Origin of the sequence: Actinomadura hibisca NBRC 15177, assembly GCF_001552635.1 — a bacterium.
Taxonomy (GTDB): domain Bacteria; phylum Actinomycetota; class Actinomycetes; order Streptosporangiales; family Streptosporangiaceae; genus Spirillospora; species Spirillospora hibisca.
In genome coordinates this window covers 113,364-131,451 of record NZ_BCRO01000010.1, presented here as the reverse complement: position 1 = coordinate 131,451, position 18,088 = coordinate 113,364, and the positions used below count along the sequence as shown (strand labels likewise).

The window sequence follows — 18,088 nt, the reverse complement described above, 5'->3', positions numbered from 1 at the left end:
CGCCGCGCTACGGCCTGGCGGCCGGGGCGGGCTGCTCGAAGACGAGTTCGCGGCCGTCCTCCTCGTCCCATTGCTCGCCTATCTGCTGGAAGCCGATGGCGGCGATGATGGCCAGGGACGCGCTGTTGTCCGGGGAGACCGAGGCTCGAACGGTCCTGGCGCCCTCGTCCGTGGCGCGGTGCAGCAGTTCGGTCGCGATGGTCTTGCCCCAGCCTTGCCCGCGAGCGGCCGGGTCCACGGAGTAGCTGATCTCGATGGCTCCCTCGGCGTCGGGCGGGTCATGGAAACCGCCGTGGCCGACGACTCGTCCGTCGGGTTCGGACACCACCGCCCACACGCGTCCTTGGGGCTGGTCGGGAGCGGTCTGGCGGAGCTGGGTCCGGTAGCGCCACAGACCCCGCAGATCGTCGCCCACGAAGTGCTCGGTGAGCGGAACTCCGACCTCCGCCGAAGCTGCGGGAAGGTCACCGTCCACGAGCGCGGACATGGCCTGCGGGGTTATCTCGACCAGCTGGAAGGTCCGTTCGGAGGCATCCTGGATCACGGGCAAGATGGTCGCACCGGCCGAGCGAGCAGCTCAAAGGCTTTTCTGAACCGCTTGCGACGGCTCCGGCCATCCGATGTGCGGGCCGATGCCGACGCTTCGGCTGCGCGGCAATGGTCAGGAGGATTCGGGGAGCCCCAGGATGGCGGCGGTGATCCGTCCGCCCGCGAGCACTCCCCCGTGGGCGGCGGCCACGAGGGCACGAACGATGGTCTCGGGATCGCGGCCTGGGGTTTCGATCAGTCCGGTGAGGCCCGCGTACAGGACGATCCCTTCTGCGGCTGCGGAATCCAGCCAGCTGCGGTCGACACGGATGCCGTAGTCGTCGACGACGGTCAGCGCCCGGCGGTCGTCGGCCCGGCAGGTCACCGTCGTCCGGATCCCACCCTCGCGGTCGCCCGGCACGAAGACCGCTCGCCAGCGCCCGGCTGCGGGAACGTCCATCAGGTCCCCGACACCGAGCAGGTGCAGTCCTTCGGCGAGCCAGGCCGCCAGATAGGCGTTGGTCTGCGCTCCGGCCTCCTCCAGGCCGGGCCACCACGGTTCCATCACCAGCGCGGCGGTCGGGGCGTCGGTGTCGCTGCCGAACAACAACGGGATCAGATGCTGGCGCCGAAAGTAACGATCGGGGTCGATCTCGGTGTCACGGTCGTGGACCTGCGAGGGCGCGCAGCCGACATGCGCCCACAGGATGTTCAGCACGTGATGGCCGGGGCGGCGGGCCTCGGGGTACCGGTACAGCAGGACGCTGGTCGCCTCTACGTCGGCGTCACCGGGCCGGTCGCAGATCACGCACTCGTACCGCCCCGGCTCGGGCCCGGCGAGCAACTCGGCGACCTTCGCCTCCCCAAGAAGCGCGGCGACGTCATCACTGATGAGAACCTTCCGCTGGCCTTCCACACCGCGACCGTAACCGCGAGCCACCCCCGACTACCAGCCCTACGACTTTGATCGCCCCCCACCTCAATGGCAGCCGCGCTTGTTCCTAGTCAAAGAGGAGAATGCGGGCGGCGGCCGCAGGGGCAGCGGTCCAGACGACCGAGCCCTGGTCACTGCGCCACGCGCTCGACGACGAACTCATCGACCGCACCGGTCGCCTCCTCCAGGCCATGACCGACAACGACGTGAATGCCTTCCGCAGACGCGTTGCCCCCTTGCGATGGATCTCCCGGCATTGCGTGGTTCATGATCGCTGGCTGTCAGTGCACGGAGTTGACCCGGTGTCCGCTCCGAAGCCGGGCGTCGTGTGCCGTCGTCAACTCGTTGTCCGTCTGACGTCGAGCTGGAGTTCCCTCAGAAGGGCCTGGGTGAGCTGCGGGACCTGGTCGTGATCGGTGATCGCGCCAGTGAGGCAGGTGATGCCGGTGATGGTGTTGATGGTGCTGCCCCGCAGGTCGGCTCCGCGCATCCTGGTCCGGATGAACCGGGTGTCGGGCATGGGGCAGTCGGCGAAGACGACCCCGTCGAGGCGGGAGTCCTCGATCGAACTCTCGCGGAGCGTGCAGTCGATGAACACGACGGTGCCGGTGGCGTTGAGGCCGACGAGGGTGGCGTAGTCGAGACGGCAGCGTTCGATGATGACGTCCGCGAGGGTGATGCCGTCGGCCTGGAGGCCGGTGAGACGGCTGCCGGACAGGACACATCGGTCGATCTTGACGGCGTTCCAGCGGTTGGAGCCGAGGTCGCAGTCGGTGAAGGTGGTGTTGCTGACCCGGGTGTCCTCCAGATGGAGTCCGTCGAGGACGACCGAGGTGAGGCGGCAGTCGACGAGCTGGCGCTCGACCAGTCGAAGGCGGGACCAGTCGGCGTCGCGGGCAACGATGCCGATGACGTCGCTGCGGGCGGGAGGCTGGTCGGCGCTGGTGAGGTCGAGTTCGGCGGAGGGCAGCAGGACCTTCGCCTCGCGGATCTGCCGGACGTCCATGTGCGTGTCCTTCGTCGTCGGGTGCGTGCCCCGGAACCATGGGGGTGTTGTCCGGGGCACGCGGCTGGTCGCCCGTTGGGACTAGTGCTTCTTCCAGTTGTCCCAGGTCGGGCGGTTGTCGAACGCTTCGGGCGCCAGGTCGGGGGCGGCCGTGAGGACGTCGTCGAGGAACTCCTCCACGGTAGTGGCGGTCGTGGTCTCCAGCAGCTGAAGGACGGACACGGCTTCACTCCTTGATCGTTGTTGCGAAGGCGTTGATGAGGGCTTGGCGGGAGTTGCGGCAGTGGGCGGTCTCGGTCGCGGTGAAGGTGCCGGTCTCGAAGTACTTGTTGCCGGCGTGTCCGCCGCGGCAGAACGCCCAGTAGCCGCAGGTGCTCTCGCAGGCGTCCAGGCCCGCGAGGACGTCATGGATGTAGGGGACCTGCTCTGCGGTGCGCAACATGCTGGGCAGCGAGGTGGTGAGCACGTTGCCGATGACGAAGTCGTGGTGGCGTGCGTCCTTGATGCCGAGCAGTTCGGGAGACATCAGCACGGTGTCTCCGTTCCAGGCGATGGTGGGGATCGGGTCGTGTCTGGCGGTGGACCACTCCTCCTTCCGTCCTGTGCGGACTTGGGCGAGGTAGGCGGCGAGCTGGTCGGTCTCACGGACTCGCAGGTGCGGGTGGCGGGAGCGGGCGGCCAGCACGCCTTCCCAGAACGCCTGGGCGTTCTGCGAGGTGACCGGTGTGCGGGTGTTGACCCCTTCGAGCTCCTCGATGTTGAACCCGACCTGGACGCAACCCAGGTCGGCGAAGAAGTCCATGAGGGTGTGCGGGTCGTCGATGGTCTCGGGGGAGACGACGCAGATGACGCTGAACTCCAGCTCGTGCCGGCGTAGCAGGCCGATACCGCGCATGGCCCGGTCGAACAGCGGTTTCCCGGCCCGGTCGACGCGGTTCACGTTCGCCTGACGGGGGCCGTCGATGCTGACTCCGACACCGAATCGGTAGCGGCGCAGCAGGCCGCACCAGTGGTCATTGAGCAGGAACGCACCGGTCTGGATCGAGTGCCGGACCTTGCCCGCCAAGCGCAGTTCCTCGAAGGCCTCCAGCCGCCGGACGAACTCGGTGATCCGCAGCGCGGTGGGTTCCCCACCGTGCCAGACCAGGTTCACCGGTTCGGCGGCGTCCTGCTCGGCGATCGAGCGCGCCACCGCTCGCGCGACCAGGGGCAGCAACTCGTTGCGGTTGCTCCTGGTCGGCAGGTAGCAGTAGCGGCAGTCGCCGGGGCACAGGCTGGTCGGCTGGATGACCACGGTCTGAAAAACGTGGCCGATGCGCTCGGCGAAGCCGCGGCGCGGACGCAGAAGGCTGGTGTCCATGCATGGACGATCCGGCCGTTGCGTCCGGTTTCCCGATGACATTTCGATGGCAGGGTCGATGACATGTCATCGGCCGGTCAGGACGTGTCATCGCAACCCCGGCGGGCTTGGTGATCCGCCCGGGTCGATCACGGTGCGTGGGTTAGTGTGGCCGTGTGGCGCGACGTTCGATCCTCATCCAGGACGACCAGGTGTGCAAGGACCTCGGGCACGTCCTGATCTGCTCGGGCTACCTGGTCGAGCGGGGCGAGGTCCTTCTCGTCCATCACAACCGGTTCGACAAGTGGGTCCCGCCGGGTGGGCACATCGAGCCGGGCGAGACGTTCGCCGAGACCGCCGTCCGCGAGTTCAAGGAAGAGACCGGCCTGCTGGTCGAGGCGCTGTCGTCGCAGCCTGTGATCCATCCTCCCGACGACAACGCCACTCCCGAGCCGGTGCCGTTCTATGCGGACCTGGAGCGGGAGGGGTTCGCCACTCCAGCACTGGTGCAGTTCTTCTATGTCCGCCGGGTGGCGGCCGATCGGGATCAGGAGCTGGCGGCCGAACTGGCCGAGGTGCATGACGTGCGCTGGTTCGGCCTGGACGAACTCGACGACCTGCCGACCTTCGAGCAGGTCCGGTCCCTGGCCCGGTTCGCGTTGCACAACTATCCGGTCGAGGCCGAGCGCGCCTAGGCGGGTCGTCCCGGGCTTTTGCGGCCCTCGGTGGGAACGACGAGTTGGTAGCCGCTGCCCTCGGGGGTCTGACAGGCGATGACCACCCTGATCGGAACTCCGCCGAAGCTCGTACTGATAGCGGCGTTCAACCGCTGGACGTATTTGGCGATCGAGGTCGGCGCCACGTGCATCGCCGTGGCGAGCTGGCAGACCGCCAACCCCTCCGCCTCGTGGTGGAGCAGGACCGCCAGGTCGAACAGCCGCTCCGAGAGCGTGCAGTTCACCGAGGCGTCCGCGGTGGACACCACGATCTGGTTCCCCTCGGAGAACAGGGAGATCTCCCTCGGCAACACCGGAGTCGCTTCCAACCGCGTCGGAGCGTCGTCGTGCTCGCTCATGCCCAACTCCACGATCCGGGCGCGGGCCTCCTCATAGGCGCAAACGCTGTAGTAGGCGGCCCGGATCGTCGCCCGACGGCCGGAAGCGCCCGGCTCGCTCCAGAGCCCGGCCTGGCCGTCCCAGAGCCGGTCCATCAGCTTCCACGCCTTGACCAGCCGCTGGTCGTTCGGGTTCGCGCCCGCCCGCAAGACGGCCTGCGTCCCGAGCGCGTAGGCCATGTGTTCCCAGGCGGTGCCCTGAACGTCCTTGTCATCCTCGACGAACAGCTCCCAGCGGTGATGGTTCTTGAGCAGCCATTGGCCCGCCTGTGTGATGATCCCGCGCGCGGGAAGCCCTGCGGGGCGGCCGTCGACCCCACCGGCCTCCAGCACCCGGTCGGCTCCGTCGCGGCTGGTGGCTGCGTCGATGGCCAGCAGGCACAGCGCGGTCTTGCTCGGCGAAGGAGCGGTGTCGATATAGGTCCGCCACCCCCAGGCGCCGCTGGGACGGCGGTGATAGAGCAGCCCGGCCAGCCCGTGCTCGATCAGCGCCGAAGTGCGCTCGACGAGCGCGGTGGTGTCGCCGCCACCGGGTAGCGACAGGCCGGGGCCGAGACCGTCCAGGACGTCCCGGAGCCTTGCCAGCGCGAGAACGGCCAGAGCGGTCTGGTGCAGTGAGGCGTCGTCGATACCGACGACCTCGGGCCAGCCCTGTCCTATCTGGTGCTCCTCCAGCCAGTCCAAGCACCAGGCCGCCGTTCCGCAGACGTGCGGTTGGGTGAAGAACTCCCGGTAATGCAGCAGCCCGGTCAATCCGAAGCAGACGAATCTGGTGTTCTTGCCGCGGCCGCCTTTTTGCCGCGGCCGGCAGTGCTCCTTGATCGAACCAGCCAGGAAATCCAGGGCGCTCCGAACCGGGGTGCCGCCGATCCTCGCTGCGCGCAGCACCGCCAGGACTTCGCTGGTGTTCACGATCGAAGACACCGAAGAAAGCGTCAGCCCCCACCCACCGTCGAAGCCCTGGCACTCCAGCAGCGTGCGGGCCGAAGCCGCCAAACGTTTGTCGTAAGAGCCCAGCCCGATCTGCCTCATTCGTCGACCACCCCGCGGCGTCCGGCGTCACCGTGAGCGTAGCCGCTACTCCGTTCGGTGACCATGGCCAGAGGCGCCCCCATCGACGCGCTCCCCACCGGGCAGAGCATCGCCAAGGACGACAGCGCCATACTCATGAACTGGTGACCGGGTTGCAGCCCTAGCGCAAGTGTTCTGCAGAGCAGCGGTCTTCGCCGCAGCGTCAGGCCCCGTTCACATGCAGCCCTCGAACTGTGGCACCTGCACGGTCGCGCGGCCGAGGCCGGTTCCCGCGAACCACTTGCCCACCAGCCGCGTGGCCGTGCCGTCCTGGTACATGCGGGTGACGGCCTTGTTCAGGGCCTCGCACCCGTCCAGGTCGCCCTGCCGGATGCCGATGCCGGTGCTCTGCTCGCTGATCTGGGCGTTGACCAGGCGGTACCGTTGGCCGCCCGCCCGCTTGGCGAGTCCGGCGAGGATGACGTCGTTGGTGGTGATGGCGTCGACGGCACCGTTGCCGATCTTGGTCATGCACTCGTCGTAGTCCCTGGCCTCCACGATCGTGACCTTGTCCATCCCGTTGAGCGCCTGGAGCCGCTTCACGGGATCGGCGCCCTCCACGCCGCAGAACCTGCGGCCCTTCAGGTCGCGGACGCCCTTGACGCCCCGCTCGCCGGTGCGCACGAGGACGTCCTGGTAGGACAGGAAGTAGGGTCCGGCGAACGCGATCTGCGTCTTGCGCTCGGGCGTCACCGACAGCGTCGCCAGCACCAGGTCGGCCCGCCCGGAGGTGAGCGCCGGGATGCGGTCGTTCGCCAGCACCGGAACGAACCGGACCTTCTTTCCAAGCCGCTCCCCCACGTAACGGGCCACGTCGATGTCGAACCCCTCGAACGTGCCGTCCGCCTTGCGGTGTCCGAGCCCCGGCAGGTCCGGCCGCACACCCACGGTCAGCGTGTCCTTGGCGAGCAACGAGTCCCCGGAACGCCCGCAGGCCGCGAGGGACGCGCAGAGCACAACGAGGCCGACCAGCAGACGCAGCCTGACCACTGCGCACCCCTTCTCTTTGCAATTCGTTGTGAGTGATCATGCCGGGTCCACGGGCGCAGTCAAGCCCTGCAGATCGGTGCTTTCCACCGGCTGCCCGTGGTGATATCGAGAACGGCGTCGAGGGCTGGCGCGGCGCCCGGCCTCACGAGCGTTCGGCCTTGGCCAGTTCCCAGGGGCGGATGTGGTTGATGTAGCGGTTAGCGTGGGCGTGCCACATGGAGGAGGTCCGGCATGGTGGTCCGGCGGATGGACAACGTTCTGATCGTCGTTGACGACCTTGAGGCCGTCATCGCGTTCTTCGTCGAACTCGGCCTGGAGTTCGAAGGCAAAGGGCCGCTCGAATGGCGCGGGGCGGAGCGTGTCATCGGGCTCGATGACGTCCGGCAGGACGTCGCCATGCTGCGGGTCCCGGGCGGTCATGGGCGGGTGGAGCTGGCGAAGTTCCACCGGCCGAAGGCCATTACTCCTGAGCCGAAGGACGCCCCAGCGAACACGCTCGGCCTTCGTCGCGTCATGTTCGCCGTCGACGACATTGAGGATGTCGTTGCCCGCCTGCGGGCACACGGCGCCGAAGTGGTCGGCGAGATCGTGCAGTACGAGAACATCTACCGGCTCTGCTACGTCCGCGGTCCCGAGGGCATCGTCGTCGGGCTCGCCGAGGAACTCGACTGAGGGCCGTCTGCAAGCGGTCGCCCGTCGTTGCTCTGTCCGAGCCGGAGTAGTTCTTTCCAGCTCGGGTTCGCTGCGGGCCTTTATCGGCGTGGGTGACGGGCCGCTCGTTCGGCCGAGGCACCTTCCCGCGCGTTCATTGCACCGTGCAAGAATGGCGGCTCCGAGCCGATCCCGCGGCGCCCCGGGTCCCTTCCCGGTCTCGTCCCGGGCTATGAGAGCACTCCATGGACGACACCGACGAAGCCCTTCCCCTGACGGTGATGCTCGCCGTCGAGCGCGGATGCGTCGTGCTCCTGCTCAGCGGGGATCTCGACCGGCGCACCGAGTCGCAGCTCCGTCGCTGGGCCGACCGCGTCGCCGTCCTCAGCGGGCCGCTGCGCGTGGCGGTCGATCTGACCAACGTGCGCGACTGCGACGCCTACGGTCGGGCGGCCCTGCGCTACACGGTGGAGCGGATCGGCGCGGCGGAAGGTCGCATCGTCCTGGCCGCCGCGCCTGAAGGGTGTCGTGAGGACGTCGGTCTCCCTGTCGATCCCGGGATGACCCTCGCCCGGGCGCTCGATCTGCTCACGGAGCGTCCGGCCTGAACGGCGCAGGTCCGATGGGCTCCTCGGCCGTGATGGGTGAGCACAGGGCTCAACTTCAAAGGAGGCGGTGACGGCCTCGCGGGGCCGTCACCGCCTTCGCTGGACTACTGGTGCAGCTCGAACGTCAGGTGCTCCGACAGCGCGCCGAGGAAGTCGGCCGCGTCGAAGATCTCCCCGGCGGAGGCGACCCCGGTGGTCCTGGTCCGTCCGGTCAGGATGCGGGCGACCGCCTCCACCGCCAGCGGCGCCGTGATGGCGTAGATGTCCTGGCCGCTCGCCGTCGCGCGCCGCTCCGTCCCGCCGGACCGCACGACGACGTCGACCAGGAACGTCTGGTCGGACCGTCCGCGCTCGTCGGCCGCCGCCGGCTCGGGCGTGTCCGGGGCCGACAGGTCGCCGACCGCCTCGGCCGTCATGTACGAGTGCAGCCTCGGGACGGCGAAGTGGCTGGGGATCGTCACCACGTCGGCCATGCTGAACTCCCCGATGACGGACCGGACGCCCGTCGGCTCGGGGAACGTCCACTTCAGCGACGGCAGCGCCTCGTCGTGGTACTCCAGCTTCCCGTTGGCGAACCGGACGCGCCGGCCGTCCCGCCGGTCGTGGGAGACCGTGCCCGACGCGCGCGTGCCCGCCGTGGGATGCCAGCTGCTCAGCGCGTAGGCGACGTGCACCTCGTCGGCCGACGTCCAGTCGCCCATCGCCACCGTGGCCAGCAGGTCGCCGAGGCCGCCGAAGAAGGCCATCGCGGGGACGACCACGGCTCCGGCGGCGCGGGCGCGCTCCCCGAAGTGCGCGAACGTGTCGGCGTTGGCCTCGATCTCGGCCGCCACGTCCACGTAGGGGATCCCGGCGCGCAGCGCCGCCTCGATCACCGGGGCGGTCGTCGCGGCGAAGGGGCCCGCGGCGTTGATGACCGCGACGGTTCCGGACAGCGCGCGGTCGAGCGAGGCCGGGTCGTCGGCCGTCGCGGGCCGCGCTTCGAGCTCCGACGAAGCCGCCAGCGCCTCCAGCTTGCCCGCGTCGCGGCCGGACAGGACGGGGACGAACCCGCGCTCCAGCAGCTCCGCCACCACGAACCGCCCGGTGTGCCCGTAGGCGCCGAACACCGCTACCGCCTGACGCGATTCCATCGTTTCTCCCGTGCTCGCTTGATCCGCTGAAGAGATCATCGCGCCGACGGGCCCGCCGCACGAGTGTCTGGAACGCCATGCGTCGTACAATTCCGGACATGAACACAGTCGCGGTGGCCATCACCGACGGGATGTTGCATTTCGAGCTGTCCGTGGCGTTCGAGGTGTTCGGGCCCGCCCCGGCCGCCGTGACCGGCCCCTGGTACGAACTCGTCGGTTGCGGGTCGGACGCGGTGCGGGCGGGCCGGTTCCGGCTGGAGCCCGACGACGGCTTCGACCGGCTGGCCAGCGCCGACACCGTCATCGTCCCCGCGTGGGCCGACGTCGACGTGCCCCCGCCCGCCGACCTGCTCGATGCGGTCCGCGCGGCGCACGAGGCGGGCGCGCGCGTGGCCGCGCTCTGCACGGGCGCGTTCGTGCTGGCCGCCGCCGGTCTGCTGGACGGGCGGCGCGCGACCACGCACTGGGCGCACACCGACGTCCTGGCCGAGCGCCATCCCCGCGTCGAGGTCGATCCCGACGTCCTCTACGTGGACAACGGCAGCGTGCTGACCTCCGCTGGCAAGGCCGCCGCGCTGGACCTGTGCCTGCACCTCGTCCGACTTGACCACGGCTCGACGGTCGCCAACGCCGTCGCGCGCCGCCTGGTCGTGCCGCCGCACCGGGACGGCGGGCAGGCCCAGTTCATCGCCTCGCCGATGCCCGCCCGGGAGGACCACCCGCTCGCCGAGCTGCTCCCGTGGGTGATCGAACGCCTGGACCATCCTCTGACGGTCGAGGACCTGGCCCGCCAGGCCGCCATGAGCTCGCGCAACCTGGGCCGCCACTTCAGGTCGGTGACCGGCACCACCCCGCTGCAATGGCTGCTGGTCCAGCGGATCCGCCGCGCGCAGGAGTTGCTGGAGCTGACCGACGACGGCGTCGAGGCCATCGCGACGGCCACGGGCATGGGGACGGCGACGACGCTGCGCAGGCACTTCAACCGCACCGTCGGGGTGCCGCCCGACACCTACCGCCGCACCTTTCGCAGCTCGCACGCGGATGGGGCGGCGTTCAGGGGCCATCCCGCACGTCTCTCCTGAGACGTCCTCTCTGTCCTGGTTAGAGTGGCGATGTGAAGATCGGGGATGTGGCCGCGTCCTGGGACGTGGAGCCGGGATGGTTGAACACCGCCAGCTACGGGGTGCCGCCGCGCGCGTCGTTCGAGGCGTTGCAGGGGCCGCTGGACGAGTGGCGGCGCGGCGCCAACGGCTGGGACCGCTGGGACCCGGCCGTCGAGCGGGCGCGGGCCGCGTTCGCGGGGCTGGTCGGGGCCGCAGCCGATGACGTCTCGGTCGGCGCGGCCGCCTCGCAGGTGCTGGCGCCGGTGGCGGCGTCGCTGCCGCCCGGGAGCCGCGTGCTGGCGCCCGACATCGAGCACACCTCCAACCTGTTCCCCTACGCGGCGGCCGGGCTGGACGTGCGGACCGTGCCGGTCGACGAGCTGGCCGACACGATCGACGAGCGCACCGACGCCGTGGCGTTCAGCCTCGTGCAGTCGGCCACCGGGCAGGTCGCCGACGTCGAGACGGTCGTGGCCGCCGCCCGCGCGCACGGCGCGCTGGTCGTGGCCGACGCGACGCAGGCGGCGGGCTGGCTGCCGATCGACGCGACCCGCTTCGACGTCATGGCGGTGTCGGCCTACAAGTGGCTGATGTGCCCGCGCGGCACGGCGTTCGGCTACTTCGCCCCGGCCGTCCGCGACCGGTTCCGGCCCGTCGCGGCCAACTGGTACGCGGGCGAGGGCGACGCCTCCTACGGCCTGCCGCTGCGGTTGCCGGCCGACGCGCGGCGCTTCGACATCGCGGTGCCGTGGTTCTCCTACGTCGGGGCCGTGCCGTCGCTGGAAGCGCTGGCGGAGATCGGCGTCGAGCAGGTGCACGAGCACGACGTGCGCATGGCGAACCGGTTCCGCGAGGGCATCGGCCTGGAGCCGAGTGACAGCGCGATCGTCACCGTGACCGAGCCGGGCACCGCCGAACGTCTCCGCGCCGCCGGTGTCCGCTTCTCGGTCCGGGGCGGCGGCGCGCGGCTGGCGTTCCACCTCTACACGACCGAGAACGACGTGGACACCGCCGTCGCCGCACTCCGCTGACCTGGGCGCTGTGCGCCACGCCGGGCCCCGTCCAGGACATACAGGATATTGCAGGTCTATATCGGGTACCTGCGCGTCACCATCCGGCCCCAGGCCACGCTACTGTTCGACCCTTGCCGGCGCTGTCCACCCGGCACCCTCGACGGAAAGGCCACCCAGACCATGACGGCGGTTTCAGACCAGTGGCCGGACGCCGCCGGGCAGGCTGCGGGCGAGGACCTGCGGGCGTTGTTCGGGCAGTCCGTCGCGGTGTTCGCCTCGCTCGCCGGACCGGCGCACGTCGTGGAGTCGGCGAATCCGGCCTTCTTCGCCGCCATCGGCGAGGAGCGGGCCCGCACCGGCGTCCCCATCGCCGAGCTGGTGCCCGAACTGGCCGGTCAGGGCTTCGTGGAGCTGCTGGACCGGGTCTACCGCACCGGCGAGCCCTCCACGGGCCGGGACGCCAGGATCGTGCTGGGCACCGGCCCTCAGGCGCGGGAGCTGTTCTTCGACTTCACCCACGAGCCGCGCCGCGACGCCGGGGGCGAGGTGACCGGCGTCCGGCTGATCGGCGTGGAGACCACGCAGGTCAAGCACGCCCAGCGGCTGATGGCCGAGCACCGGGCCCTGGTGGAGCAGATCGCCCGCCAGGTGCCCCTGGCCGAGGTGCTGGACGGGATGGCCCGCTGCATCGAGGACCTGTCGCCGCACGAGGTGCTGGTCTCGGTGCTGCTCGCCGACCCCGACGGCCGGCACCTGCGCCACGGCGCCGCCCCCAGCCTGCCCGACTTCTACAACGAGGCCATCGACGGGATCGCCACCGGCGACGGTGTCGGCTCCTGCGGCACCGCCGCCCACCGGCGCGAGCAGGTCATCGTCACCGACATCGCCACCGACCCGTTCTGGGCCGACTTCCGCCACCTGGCCGAACCGGCGGGCCTGGCCGCCTGCTGGTCCACGCCGATCCTGGCCCGCGACGGCGGCCTGCTGGGCACCTTCGCCATGTACCACCGCGTCCCGCGCGCGCCGCAGGACGCCGACCTCGCCCTCGCCCGGGTCTTCACCGACACCGCCGCGCTGGCGATCGAGCGCCATCACATCGAGCAGGCGAAGCTCGCCGCCGAGGCGAGCGCCGAAGCGGCCCTGGAGGAGTTGGCCAAGGCGGTCCACGCGGAGAAGTGGCTGCGCGCCGAGGCCGAGCAGCGCGCCACGGCGGCCGCGGAGCTCGCCGCCCAGATGCGCGCGGCCGCGGCCGCGCAGGCCACCGCCGCGCATCCCGAACGTTGCCAGCTCGGCGGTGCCACCGGGTGCGACGAGGCGGTCGAGATCAAGATCGCCGACCCGTGGGGCGACTCGGCGTGGGGCTGCACCGCCCACGTCGAGGAGGCCCTGCTCAACGTGCGGTCGGTGTTCATCGCCGACGAGGAACTGAGCGGCCTGGCCGCCTACCTCAACCGCTGACCCGCGCCCGGACGACGGCTGACGTCCGAACCGGGCGGTTCCGGCGACGCCATCCGCCGCCTAACCGCAGCACGCCGTGGGGCGAGCCCATGCCCCGTTCCGCCTGCTGACGGCCGGGAGCCAGAGCGGTCCGCTCAGCGTTCGCCCTTGACGCGTTCGTAGTGGCGGGCGGCCTTGGCGCGGTTGCCGCAGATGGCCATCGAGCACCAGCGGCGGGTGCCGTTCTTCGTGGTGTCGTGGAAGTACAGCACGCAGTTGGGATGCGCGCACGGTTTGACCCGGTCGGGGCTGTCGGTCATGAGGCGCAGGTAGTCGACGGCGGCCAGCCAGGACGGTAGCCAGACGACGTCGTCGGTCTGCGGCCGGTTCTCCGGGCCGTCGAGCCCGAGCCGGTAGTGCAGCGCGCCATGTTCGAGGACTCGGTTGAGCGGGTCCACCGTTTCCGGGGACGAGCCTTTTTCCATGAGTCCCAGGAGCGTCCCCCGGGTTTCCAGTGCGGCTTCCAGCGTCGCCTCGTCGGCCACCGCGCGGTCGTCCAGCCCGGCCGAACGCAACCAGATCGCCAGGCCGTCGACGGATTCGAGCAGGTCGTACCGGACGCCGTCCTCGTTCCACCGCGTGTTGAGCAGATCCAGGGCCAGCGGCTCCCCGACGAGCGGACGGGGGTCCGCCGCGCCCCCTTGCTGAGGTCGATCTTCCGGCTGCACACCCCCACTCTACCCCTCTATCGCCGCTTAGCCGGTTGACGATCACCTTCTAACTCTCTATCTTTCAATAGCCAGTTAGAACAACGCCGGGCAGGACGCCCGGATTTGCGAGGTATGACACCTGATACCACCGCTGGCCGCGAGCGCCGCGCTGGTGTTCGCCGCCCCCACACTGCCGTTGGCGCAGCCTCGGAACGTCATCGGGGGCCAGCTCATCTCGGCTTGCGTGGGCTTCGCCGCTCTGGCGGTCGGCGGTGATTCGGCCTGGACGGCGGCCATCGCGGGCGCTCTCGCGATCGGCGCCATGGCGCTGGCCCGGACGCCGCACTCCCCCGCCGCCGCGACCGCGGTCGTCGTCGTCCTGACCAAGCCCGACCTCGTCCCCTTCCTGGGCCTGCTGGTGCTGGCCACGATCGTCATCGTGGCGGTCGGCGTCATCGCCGCCCGCCGCCGCTACCCGGTCTACTGGTGGTGACGTCGTCCTGAGCGGCCTCAGCCGGAGGCGGGCATCCAGGTGCGGGCCGCGGAGACCAGGGCGTTGATGCCGGTGGTCAGCGTGGGTTCGATGACGGGCGCGTACTGCGGCGAGTGGTTGGACGGCAGGCTCTGGACGATGCGCTCCAGGGCCTGCATGTCCTGGGCCCCGGCGAACGCCTGGGGGTCGGCGCCGCCGAGCAGCCAGTAGACGCACGGGACTCCGGCGGCGTCGGCGAAGATCCCCACGTCCTCGCTGCCGGTCACGGGCCCGGGGTCCACCACCAGCACGGAGCCGAGGTCGGCGGCGAAGCCGTCCCGGGTGCGGGCGCAGGCCGCGGGGTCGTTGCGGACGGCGGGCAACGACTCGGTGGGCGTGATGTCGGGCTCGCGGGGCGCGCCGGAGGCCGCGGCCTCGGCCCGGACGATCCGCTCGACGGCCGCCATGACGGTGTCGCGCACCGCCGGGTCGGAGGTGCGGATGCTCAGGTGCAGGTCGGCCCGGTCGGCGATGATGTTGCCCTTGGTCCCGGCATGCAGGGCGCCGACCGTCACGACGGCCGTGGCACCACCGGCCACCTCGCGGGACACCACACCTTGCAGCCGCATCACGGTCGCCGCGGCCATGAACACCGGGTCGACGGTCGCCTCGGGCCGCGAGCCGTGGCCGCCGCGCCCGTGCAGCACGACGTGCAGGGAGTCCATGGCGGCGAAGGCCGCCCCGGGGTGCAGGCCGAGGACCCCCGCCGGGATCGGCGCCACGTGCTGGCCGAGGACGACCGCCGGTGTGCCGAATCGGTCGTACAGCCCGTCGTCAATCATCGCCTGGGCGCCCTCGCCGATCTCCTCGGCCGGCTGGAAGACCAGCAGCGCGGTGCCGCGCCACGCCGACCGGTCCGCGGCCAGCACGGCGGCCGCGCCCAGCAGGCAGGCCACGTGCATGTCGTGGCCGCAGGCGTGCATGAGCGGGACGTCCTGGCCGTCGCCGCCGAGGCCCTGGGCCGTGCTGGCGTAGGGCAGGCCCGTCTCCTCGCGCACGGGAAGCGCGTCCATGTCGGCGCGCAGCAGCGCGGTGGGCCCGTCGCCGTTGCGCAGTATCCCGACCACGCCGGTGCCGCCGATTCCGGTGGTCGTGTCGTATCCCAGCGCGCGGAGCCGGTCGGCGACGATGGCGGCGGTGCGCGTCTCCTGGAAGGCGAGTTCGGGATGGGCGTGCAGATCGCGGTAGACCGGGGCCAGATCCCGCGCCGCGTCCTGCACTGCGTTCGCTTCCGTCATCGGCCGTGCCCCCTGGTCAGATGCGTCGGTGCCATCGCTTGACGGCGGCCCGGAAAAATGTGCACGACGAGAATAATGCATACTGCTAAAGCGCGATTATGGCGGGGCGTGCGGAACTGTCACAGCCGAATTCCGCCGTGCAGATGGCCATCCACTGGCGAGAACATTAACGAACCCTTTCGAGTCGATATGCATATTTCCCGACGGCTGCCGCCGCCAGGGCTGCTGGGCCGGTCGGCCGTCCTCGTGCTGGCCGCCGTGGTGCCGGTGGGCGCGGCGTGGTGGCTGGTCGAGGGCACCGCCGCGCAGGCGGTGTACCTGGGCATGGTGTTCATGACGGTCGCGGTCCGCCGGCTGCCGCTGGCCGGACAGTGCTGGGCCGGTCTGTCGGCCGGTGTCGTCGCCGCCGTCGGCACGCTCGTCGGAGGCAGCACGCCGCTGCTGCTGGTGGCGGTGACGGTCGCCTGCGCGTTGCAGTGGGCGTTCAACCGGTACAGCGTGGGGGTGGCGGCCCTGCTGCCGTCCAACCTGGTGCTCTACGCGGCGATCGCCCCCGGGAACGCGCCGCGGATCGCCGTGGCCACCTGGCTGGGAGCGGCCGTCACCATTGGCGCGGCCGCCCTGGTGCGCATGCGCGTCCCGCCCGAACCCTGCCCTGACCGGGACGCCGCCCTGCACGCCGCCGAACTGGCGGTCGGCTGCACGGCGCTGATCCTGCTGGCGGACGTCCTGGACCTGCCGCGCGGGAACTGGGCCGTCCTCACGTTGTGCCTGGTGTTCATGCCGTCCACCGGCGAGACCAGGACGCGCACGACCTATCGCGTGCTGGGCACCGCCGTCGGGGCGGTCGTCGCGGTCGCGGCCGCCGCCCTCGCCTCCCCTGCGGTCTGTCTCGTGCTGGCGGCGCTGTGCGCGGTCCTCACCGTCACCTACGCGCTGCTGCCCGACGACCTGCTCTACGCCGCCTTCCTGACCGCGACGGTGCTGCTGCTGTTCTCCTCCGGCCGCACGGGCGCGACGGTGGAGATCGCGGTCCAGCGCGTGGAGATGACCGCCGTCGGCGCGGCGCTGGCCGTCGCCCTCACGCTGGTGACGGTCCTCTGGCAACGACGGCGGCGGCGCGGACCGGCCTGAGCCCGAGTGGACGCGCCGTTGCCATGGCGTGGGGCAATCTTGGTCGGCGCGCCCGCTCGCGGGTCCGCGCCCGGGTAGATCGTCGATATGGCATCGACGAGTGCGGCGACCGCACAGGAGGGCACGGTCCGCAAGCTCGGCGTGCCTGCGCTCACGGCCATGGTGGTCGGCTCGACGGTCGGCGCCGGCGTGTTCTCCCTGCCGCGCAACTTCGCGCAGGCCACCGGGGCGCTGGGCGCGATCATCGCGTGGGTCGTCGCGGGCACCGGCATGCTGATGCTGGCGTTCGTGTTCCAGACCCTCGCCGTGCGCAAGCCGCAACTGGACGCCGGTGTGTTCGCCTACGCCAAGGCGGGGTTCGGGGAGTTCCCCGGATTCCTGTCGGCCTTCGGCTACTGGGCGAGCGTGTGCGTGGGGAACGCCTCGTACTGGGTGCTGATCAAATCGACGCTGGGGCTGGTGTTCCCGGCGTTCGGCGAGGGCGACACGCTGCTGGCGGTCGCGGTGTCGGTGGTGGCGGTCTGGGCCTTCCACCTCCTGGTCGTGCGCGGCGTGCGGGAGGCCGCCTCGGTCAACCAGATCGTCACGGTCGCCAAGCTCGTGCCGATCGTGGTGTTCATCGTCATCCTGGCCGTCACGCTCCAGAGCGGGACCTTCTCCGGCAACTTCTGGGGCGACGGCGGCGACTCCTCGCTCGGCGGCCTGTTCGACCAGGTGAAGGCGACGATGCTGGTCACGGTGTTCGTGTTCCTCGGCGTCGAGGGCGCCAGCGTCTACTCCCGCCACGCGCGGCGGCGCAGCGACGTGGGGCGCGCCACCGTCCTGGGCTTCCTGAGCGTGCTGGCGCTGTTCGCGTCGGTGACGCTGCTGTCGTACGGGGCGCTGCCGCGCGCCGATCTGGAGGGCCTGCAGCAGCCGTCGATGGCCGGGGCCCTGGAGGCGGTCGTCGGGGGCTGGGGCAGCGCCTTCATCGGCGTCGGCCTCATCGTCTCGGTGCTGGGCGCCTACCTGGCGTGGACGCTGATGTCGTCGGAGGTCCTGTTCGTCGCCGCCCACGACGACGACATGCCCGCCTTCCTCAAGCGCACCAACCGGCACGACGCGCCCACCAACGCCCTGGCGATGACCAGCTCGCTGATCACCGCGGTGCTGCTGGTCACGCTGTTCTCCGAGGACGCGTTCACCTTCACGTTGAAGTTGTGCAGCTCGTTGTCGCTGATCCCCTACCTGCTGGCGGCCGGATACGCGCTCAAGCTGGCGGTGGGGGGCGAGACCTACGACACCGCGCCGCGGGGCCGCGGCCGGGAGACGGTCGTCGCGCTGGTCGCCGTCGCCTACACGATCTTCCTGGTCTTCGCGGCCGGGCTGGTGTTCCTGCTGCTGTCGTGCATCGTCTACGCGCTGGGGACGGTGCTGTTCGTGCTGACGCGCCGCGAGCAGGGCCGCCGCCCGTTCTCCGCGCCGGAGGCGGCGCTCTTCGCGGTCCTGGCGGCCGGGGCGGTGGCGGGTCTGGTGGGCCTGGTCGGCGGCTGGCTCGTCATCTGACC

At 70.7% G+C, this 18,088-nt stretch carries 20 protein-coding genes; 9 read left to right on the top strand and 11 right to left on the bottom strand.

Annotated features, from left to right (window positions below; all coding sequences use genetic code 11):
• Positions 1–7: 7 nt before the first annotated feature.
• The 6 genes from AH6_RS04045 to amcB form a co-directional block, all read right to left on the bottom strand.
• Positions 8–544: a GNAT family N-acetyltransferase gene (locus AH6_RS04045; protein WP_245679169.1), complete on the bottom strand. Its 537-nt coding sequence runs from the start codon at positions 542–544 to the stop codon at positions 8–10.
• 117 nt (positions 545–661) lie between these two features.
• Positions 662–1,444, bottom strand: a complete 783-nt coding sequence (locus AH6_RS04040; protein WP_157431251.1) for a hypothetical protein — start codon at positions 1,442–1,444, stop codon at positions 662–664.
• A 149-nt stretch (positions 1,445–1,593) separates the two neighbouring features.
• Entirely contained in the window at positions 1,594–1,731 is a 138-nt protein-coding gene (locus AH6_RS43370) for a hypothetical protein (protein ID WP_157431250.1), read from the bottom strand.
• 68 nt (positions 1,732–1,799) lie between these two features.
• Entirely contained in the window at positions 1,800–2,468 is a 669-nt protein-coding gene (locus AH6_RS04035; protein ID WP_067473657.1) for a pentapeptide repeat-containing protein, read from the bottom strand.
• A gap of 81 nt (positions 2,469–2,549) precedes the next feature.
• Positions 2,550–2,690, bottom strand: coding sequence for a hypothetical protein (locus AH6_RS43365; protein WP_157431249.1), 141 nt, complete (start codon positions 2,688–2,690; stop codon positions 2,550–2,552).
• A 4-nt stretch (positions 2,691–2,694) separates the two neighbouring features.
• Positions 2,695–3,828: a cyclophane-forming radical SAM peptide maturase AmcB gene (amcB, locus tag AH6_RS04030; protein WP_083982199.1), complete on the bottom strand. Its 1,134-nt coding sequence runs from the start codon at positions 3,826–3,828 to the stop codon at positions 2,695–2,697.
• A 155-nt stretch (positions 3,829–3,983) separates the two neighbouring features.
• Between amcB and AH6_RS04025 the strand changes: the two genes are divergently transcribed.
• Positions 3,984–4,502 carry an NUDIX domain-containing protein gene (locus AH6_RS04025; protein ID WP_067473655.1) on the top strand — a complete coding sequence of 173 codons (519 nt, stop codon included), beginning with the start codon at positions 3,984–3,986 and terminating at the stop codon, positions 4,500–4,502.
• Here AH6_RS04025 and AH6_RS04020 read toward each other — a convergent pair.
• Both AH6_RS04020 and AH6_RS04015 read right to left on the bottom strand, forming a co-directional pair.
• Positions 4,499–5,953, bottom strand: coding sequence for a hypothetical protein (locus AH6_RS04020; protein WP_067473652.1), 1,455 nt, complete (start codon positions 5,951–5,953; stop codon positions 4,499–4,501). The two genes, AH6_RS04025 and AH6_RS04020, sit on opposite strands and share 4 nt — an antisense overlap.
• A gap of 213 nt (positions 5,954–6,166) precedes the next feature.
• Complete coding sequence (locus tag AH6_RS04015) at positions 6,167–6,982, bottom strand: transporter substrate-binding domain-containing protein (RefSeq protein ID WP_245679168.1); 816 nt, start codon at positions 6,980–6,982, stop codon at positions 6,167–6,169.
• 246 nt (positions 6,983–7,228) lie between these two features.
• Here AH6_RS04015 and AH6_RS04010 point away from each other — a divergent pair, with 246 nt between their 5' ends.
• Both AH6_RS04010 and AH6_RS04005 read left to right on the top strand, forming a co-directional pair.
• Positions 7,229–7,654, top strand: a complete 426-nt coding sequence (locus AH6_RS04010; RefSeq protein WP_218005701.1) for a VOC family protein — start codon at positions 7,229–7,231, stop codon at positions 7,652–7,654.
• Positions 7,655–7,878: 224 nt separating this feature from the next.
• Complete coding sequence (locus AH6_RS04005; RefSeq protein WP_067473646.1) at positions 7,879–8,241, top strand: STAS domain-containing protein; 363 nt, start codon at positions 7,879–7,881, stop codon at positions 8,239–8,241.
• Positions 8,242–8,345: 104 nt separating this feature from the next.
• Here the strand turns inward: AH6_RS04005 and AH6_RS04000 are convergent, their stop codons facing one another.
• Positions 8,346–9,374 carry a saccharopine dehydrogenase family protein gene (locus AH6_RS04000; protein WP_067473643.1) on the bottom strand — a complete coding sequence of 343 codons (1,029 nt, stop codon included), beginning with the start codon at positions 9,372–9,374 and terminating at the stop codon, positions 8,346–8,348.
• A gap of 98 nt (positions 9,375–9,472) precedes the next feature.
• On the opposite strand from AH6_RS04000, the gene AH6_RS03995 reads away from it, so the two are divergent.
• The 3 genes from AH6_RS03995 (at position 9,473) to AH6_RS03985 (ending at position 12,948) form a co-directional block, all read left to right on the top strand.
• The gene (locus AH6_RS03995; RefSeq protein WP_067473637.1) at positions 9,473–10,456 is read left to right on the top strand and encodes a helix-turn-helix domain-containing protein; all 984 of its coding nucleotides are present in this window, start codon (positions 9,473–9,475) and stop codon (positions 10,454–10,456) included.
• 32 nt (positions 10,457–10,488) lie between these two features.
• Positions 10,489–11,508 (top strand): aminotransferase class V-fold PLP-dependent enzyme, encoded by a 1,020-nt coding sequence (locus AH6_RS03990; protein ID WP_067473634.1) that lies wholly within the window; start codon positions 10,489–10,491, stop codon positions 11,506–11,508.
• 162 nt (positions 11,509–11,670) lie between these two features.
• Positions 11,671–12,948, top strand: a complete 1,278-nt coding sequence (locus AH6_RS03985; RefSeq protein ID WP_067473852.1) for a GAF domain-containing protein — start codon at positions 11,671–11,673, stop codon at positions 12,946–12,948.
• 134 nt (positions 12,949–13,082) lie between these two features.
• Here AH6_RS03985 and AH6_RS03980 read toward each other — a convergent pair whose 3' ends face one another.
• On the bottom strand, positions 13,083–13,655 hold the full coding sequence (locus AH6_RS03980; RefSeq protein WP_067473631.1) for a CGNR zinc finger domain-containing protein: 573 nt from the start codon (positions 13,653–13,655) through the stop codon (positions 13,083–13,085).
• Between the two features lie 121 nt (positions 13,656–13,776).
• Here AH6_RS03980 and AH6_RS03975 point away from each other — a divergent pair, with 121 nt between their 5' ends.
• On the top strand, positions 13,777–14,130 hold the full coding sequence (locus tag AH6_RS03975) for an HPP family protein (protein WP_083982198.1): 354 nt from the start codon (positions 13,777–13,779) through the stop codon (positions 14,128–14,130).
• Positions 14,131–14,147: 17 nt separating this feature from the next.
• Here AH6_RS03975 and AH6_RS03970 read toward each other — a convergent pair whose 3' ends face one another.
• The gene (locus AH6_RS03970; RefSeq protein WP_067473628.1) at positions 14,148–15,407 is read right to left on the bottom strand and encodes an amidohydrolase; all 1,260 of its coding nucleotides are present in this window, start codon (positions 15,405–15,407) and stop codon (positions 14,148–14,150) included.
• A 189-nt stretch (positions 15,408–15,596) separates the two neighbouring features.
• Between AH6_RS03970 and AH6_RS03965 the strand changes: the two genes are divergently transcribed.
• Both AH6_RS03965 and AH6_RS03960 read left to right on the top strand, forming a co-directional pair.
• Positions 15,597–16,541, top strand: coding sequence for an FUSC family protein (locus AH6_RS03965; protein WP_157431248.1), 945 nt, complete (start codon positions 15,597–15,599; stop codon positions 16,539–16,541).
• Between the two features lie 87 nt (positions 16,542–16,628).
• The gene (locus tag AH6_RS03960) at positions 16,629–18,086 is read left to right on the top strand and encodes a basic amino acid/polyamine antiporter (RefSeq protein ID WP_067473622.1); all 1,458 of its coding nucleotides are present in this window, start codon (positions 16,629–16,631) and stop codon (positions 18,084–18,086) included.
• Positions 18,087–18,088: the final 2 nt, after the last annotated feature.

What these genes read in the sequence shown, in the direction of transcription:
- AH6_RS04005 (WP_067473646.1), top strand. Translation starts at nt 7,879, where the DNA reads ATGGACGACACCGACGAAGCCCTTCCCCTGACGGTGATGCTCGCCGTC.
- AH6_RS04020 (WP_067473652.1), bottom strand. Translation starts at nt 5,953, where the DNA reads ATGAGGCAGATCGGGCTGGGCTCTTACGACAAACGTTTGGCGGCTTCG.
- AH6_RS04010 (WP_218005701.1), top strand. Translation starts at nt 7,229, where the DNA reads ATGGACAACGTTCTGATCGTCGTTGACGACCTTGAGGCCGTCATCGCG.
- AH6_RS04000 (WP_067473643.1), bottom strand. Translation starts at nt 9,374, where the DNA reads ATGGAATCGCGTCAGGCGGTAGCGGTGTTCGGCGCCTACGGGCACACC.
- AH6_RS04035 (WP_067473657.1), bottom strand. Translation starts at nt 2,468, where the DNA reads ATGGACGTCCGGCAGATCCGCGAGGCGAAGGTCCTGCTGCCCTCCGCC.
- AH6_RS03965 (WP_157431248.1), top strand. Translation starts at nt 15,597, where the DNA reads ATGCATATTTCCCGACGGCTGCCGCCGCCAGGGCTGCTGGGCCGGTCG.
- AH6_RS03985 (WP_067473852.1), top strand. Translation starts at nt 11,671, where the DNA reads ATGACGGCGGTTTCAGACCAGTGGCCGGACGCCGCCGGGCAGGCTGCG.
- AH6_RS03970 (WP_067473628.1), bottom strand. Translation starts at nt 15,407, where the DNA reads ATGACGGAAGCGAACGCAGTGCAGGACGCGGCGCGGGATCTGGCCCCG.
- AH6_RS03995 (WP_067473637.1), top strand. Translation starts at nt 9,473, where the DNA reads ATGAACACAGTCGCGGTGGCCATCACCGACGGGATGTTGCATTTCGAG.
- AH6_RS03960 (WP_067473622.1), top strand. Translation starts at nt 16,629, where the DNA reads ATGGCATCGACGAGTGCGGCGACCGCACAGGAGGGCACGGTCCGCAAG.
- amcB (WP_083982199.1), bottom strand. Translation starts at nt 3,828, where the DNA reads ATGGACACCAGCCTTCTGCGTCCGCGCCGCGGCTTCGCCGAGCGCATC.
- AH6_RS43370 (WP_157431250.1), bottom strand. Translation starts at nt 1,731, where the DNA reads ATGAACCACGCAATGCCGGGAGATCCATCGCAAGGGGGCAACGCGTCT.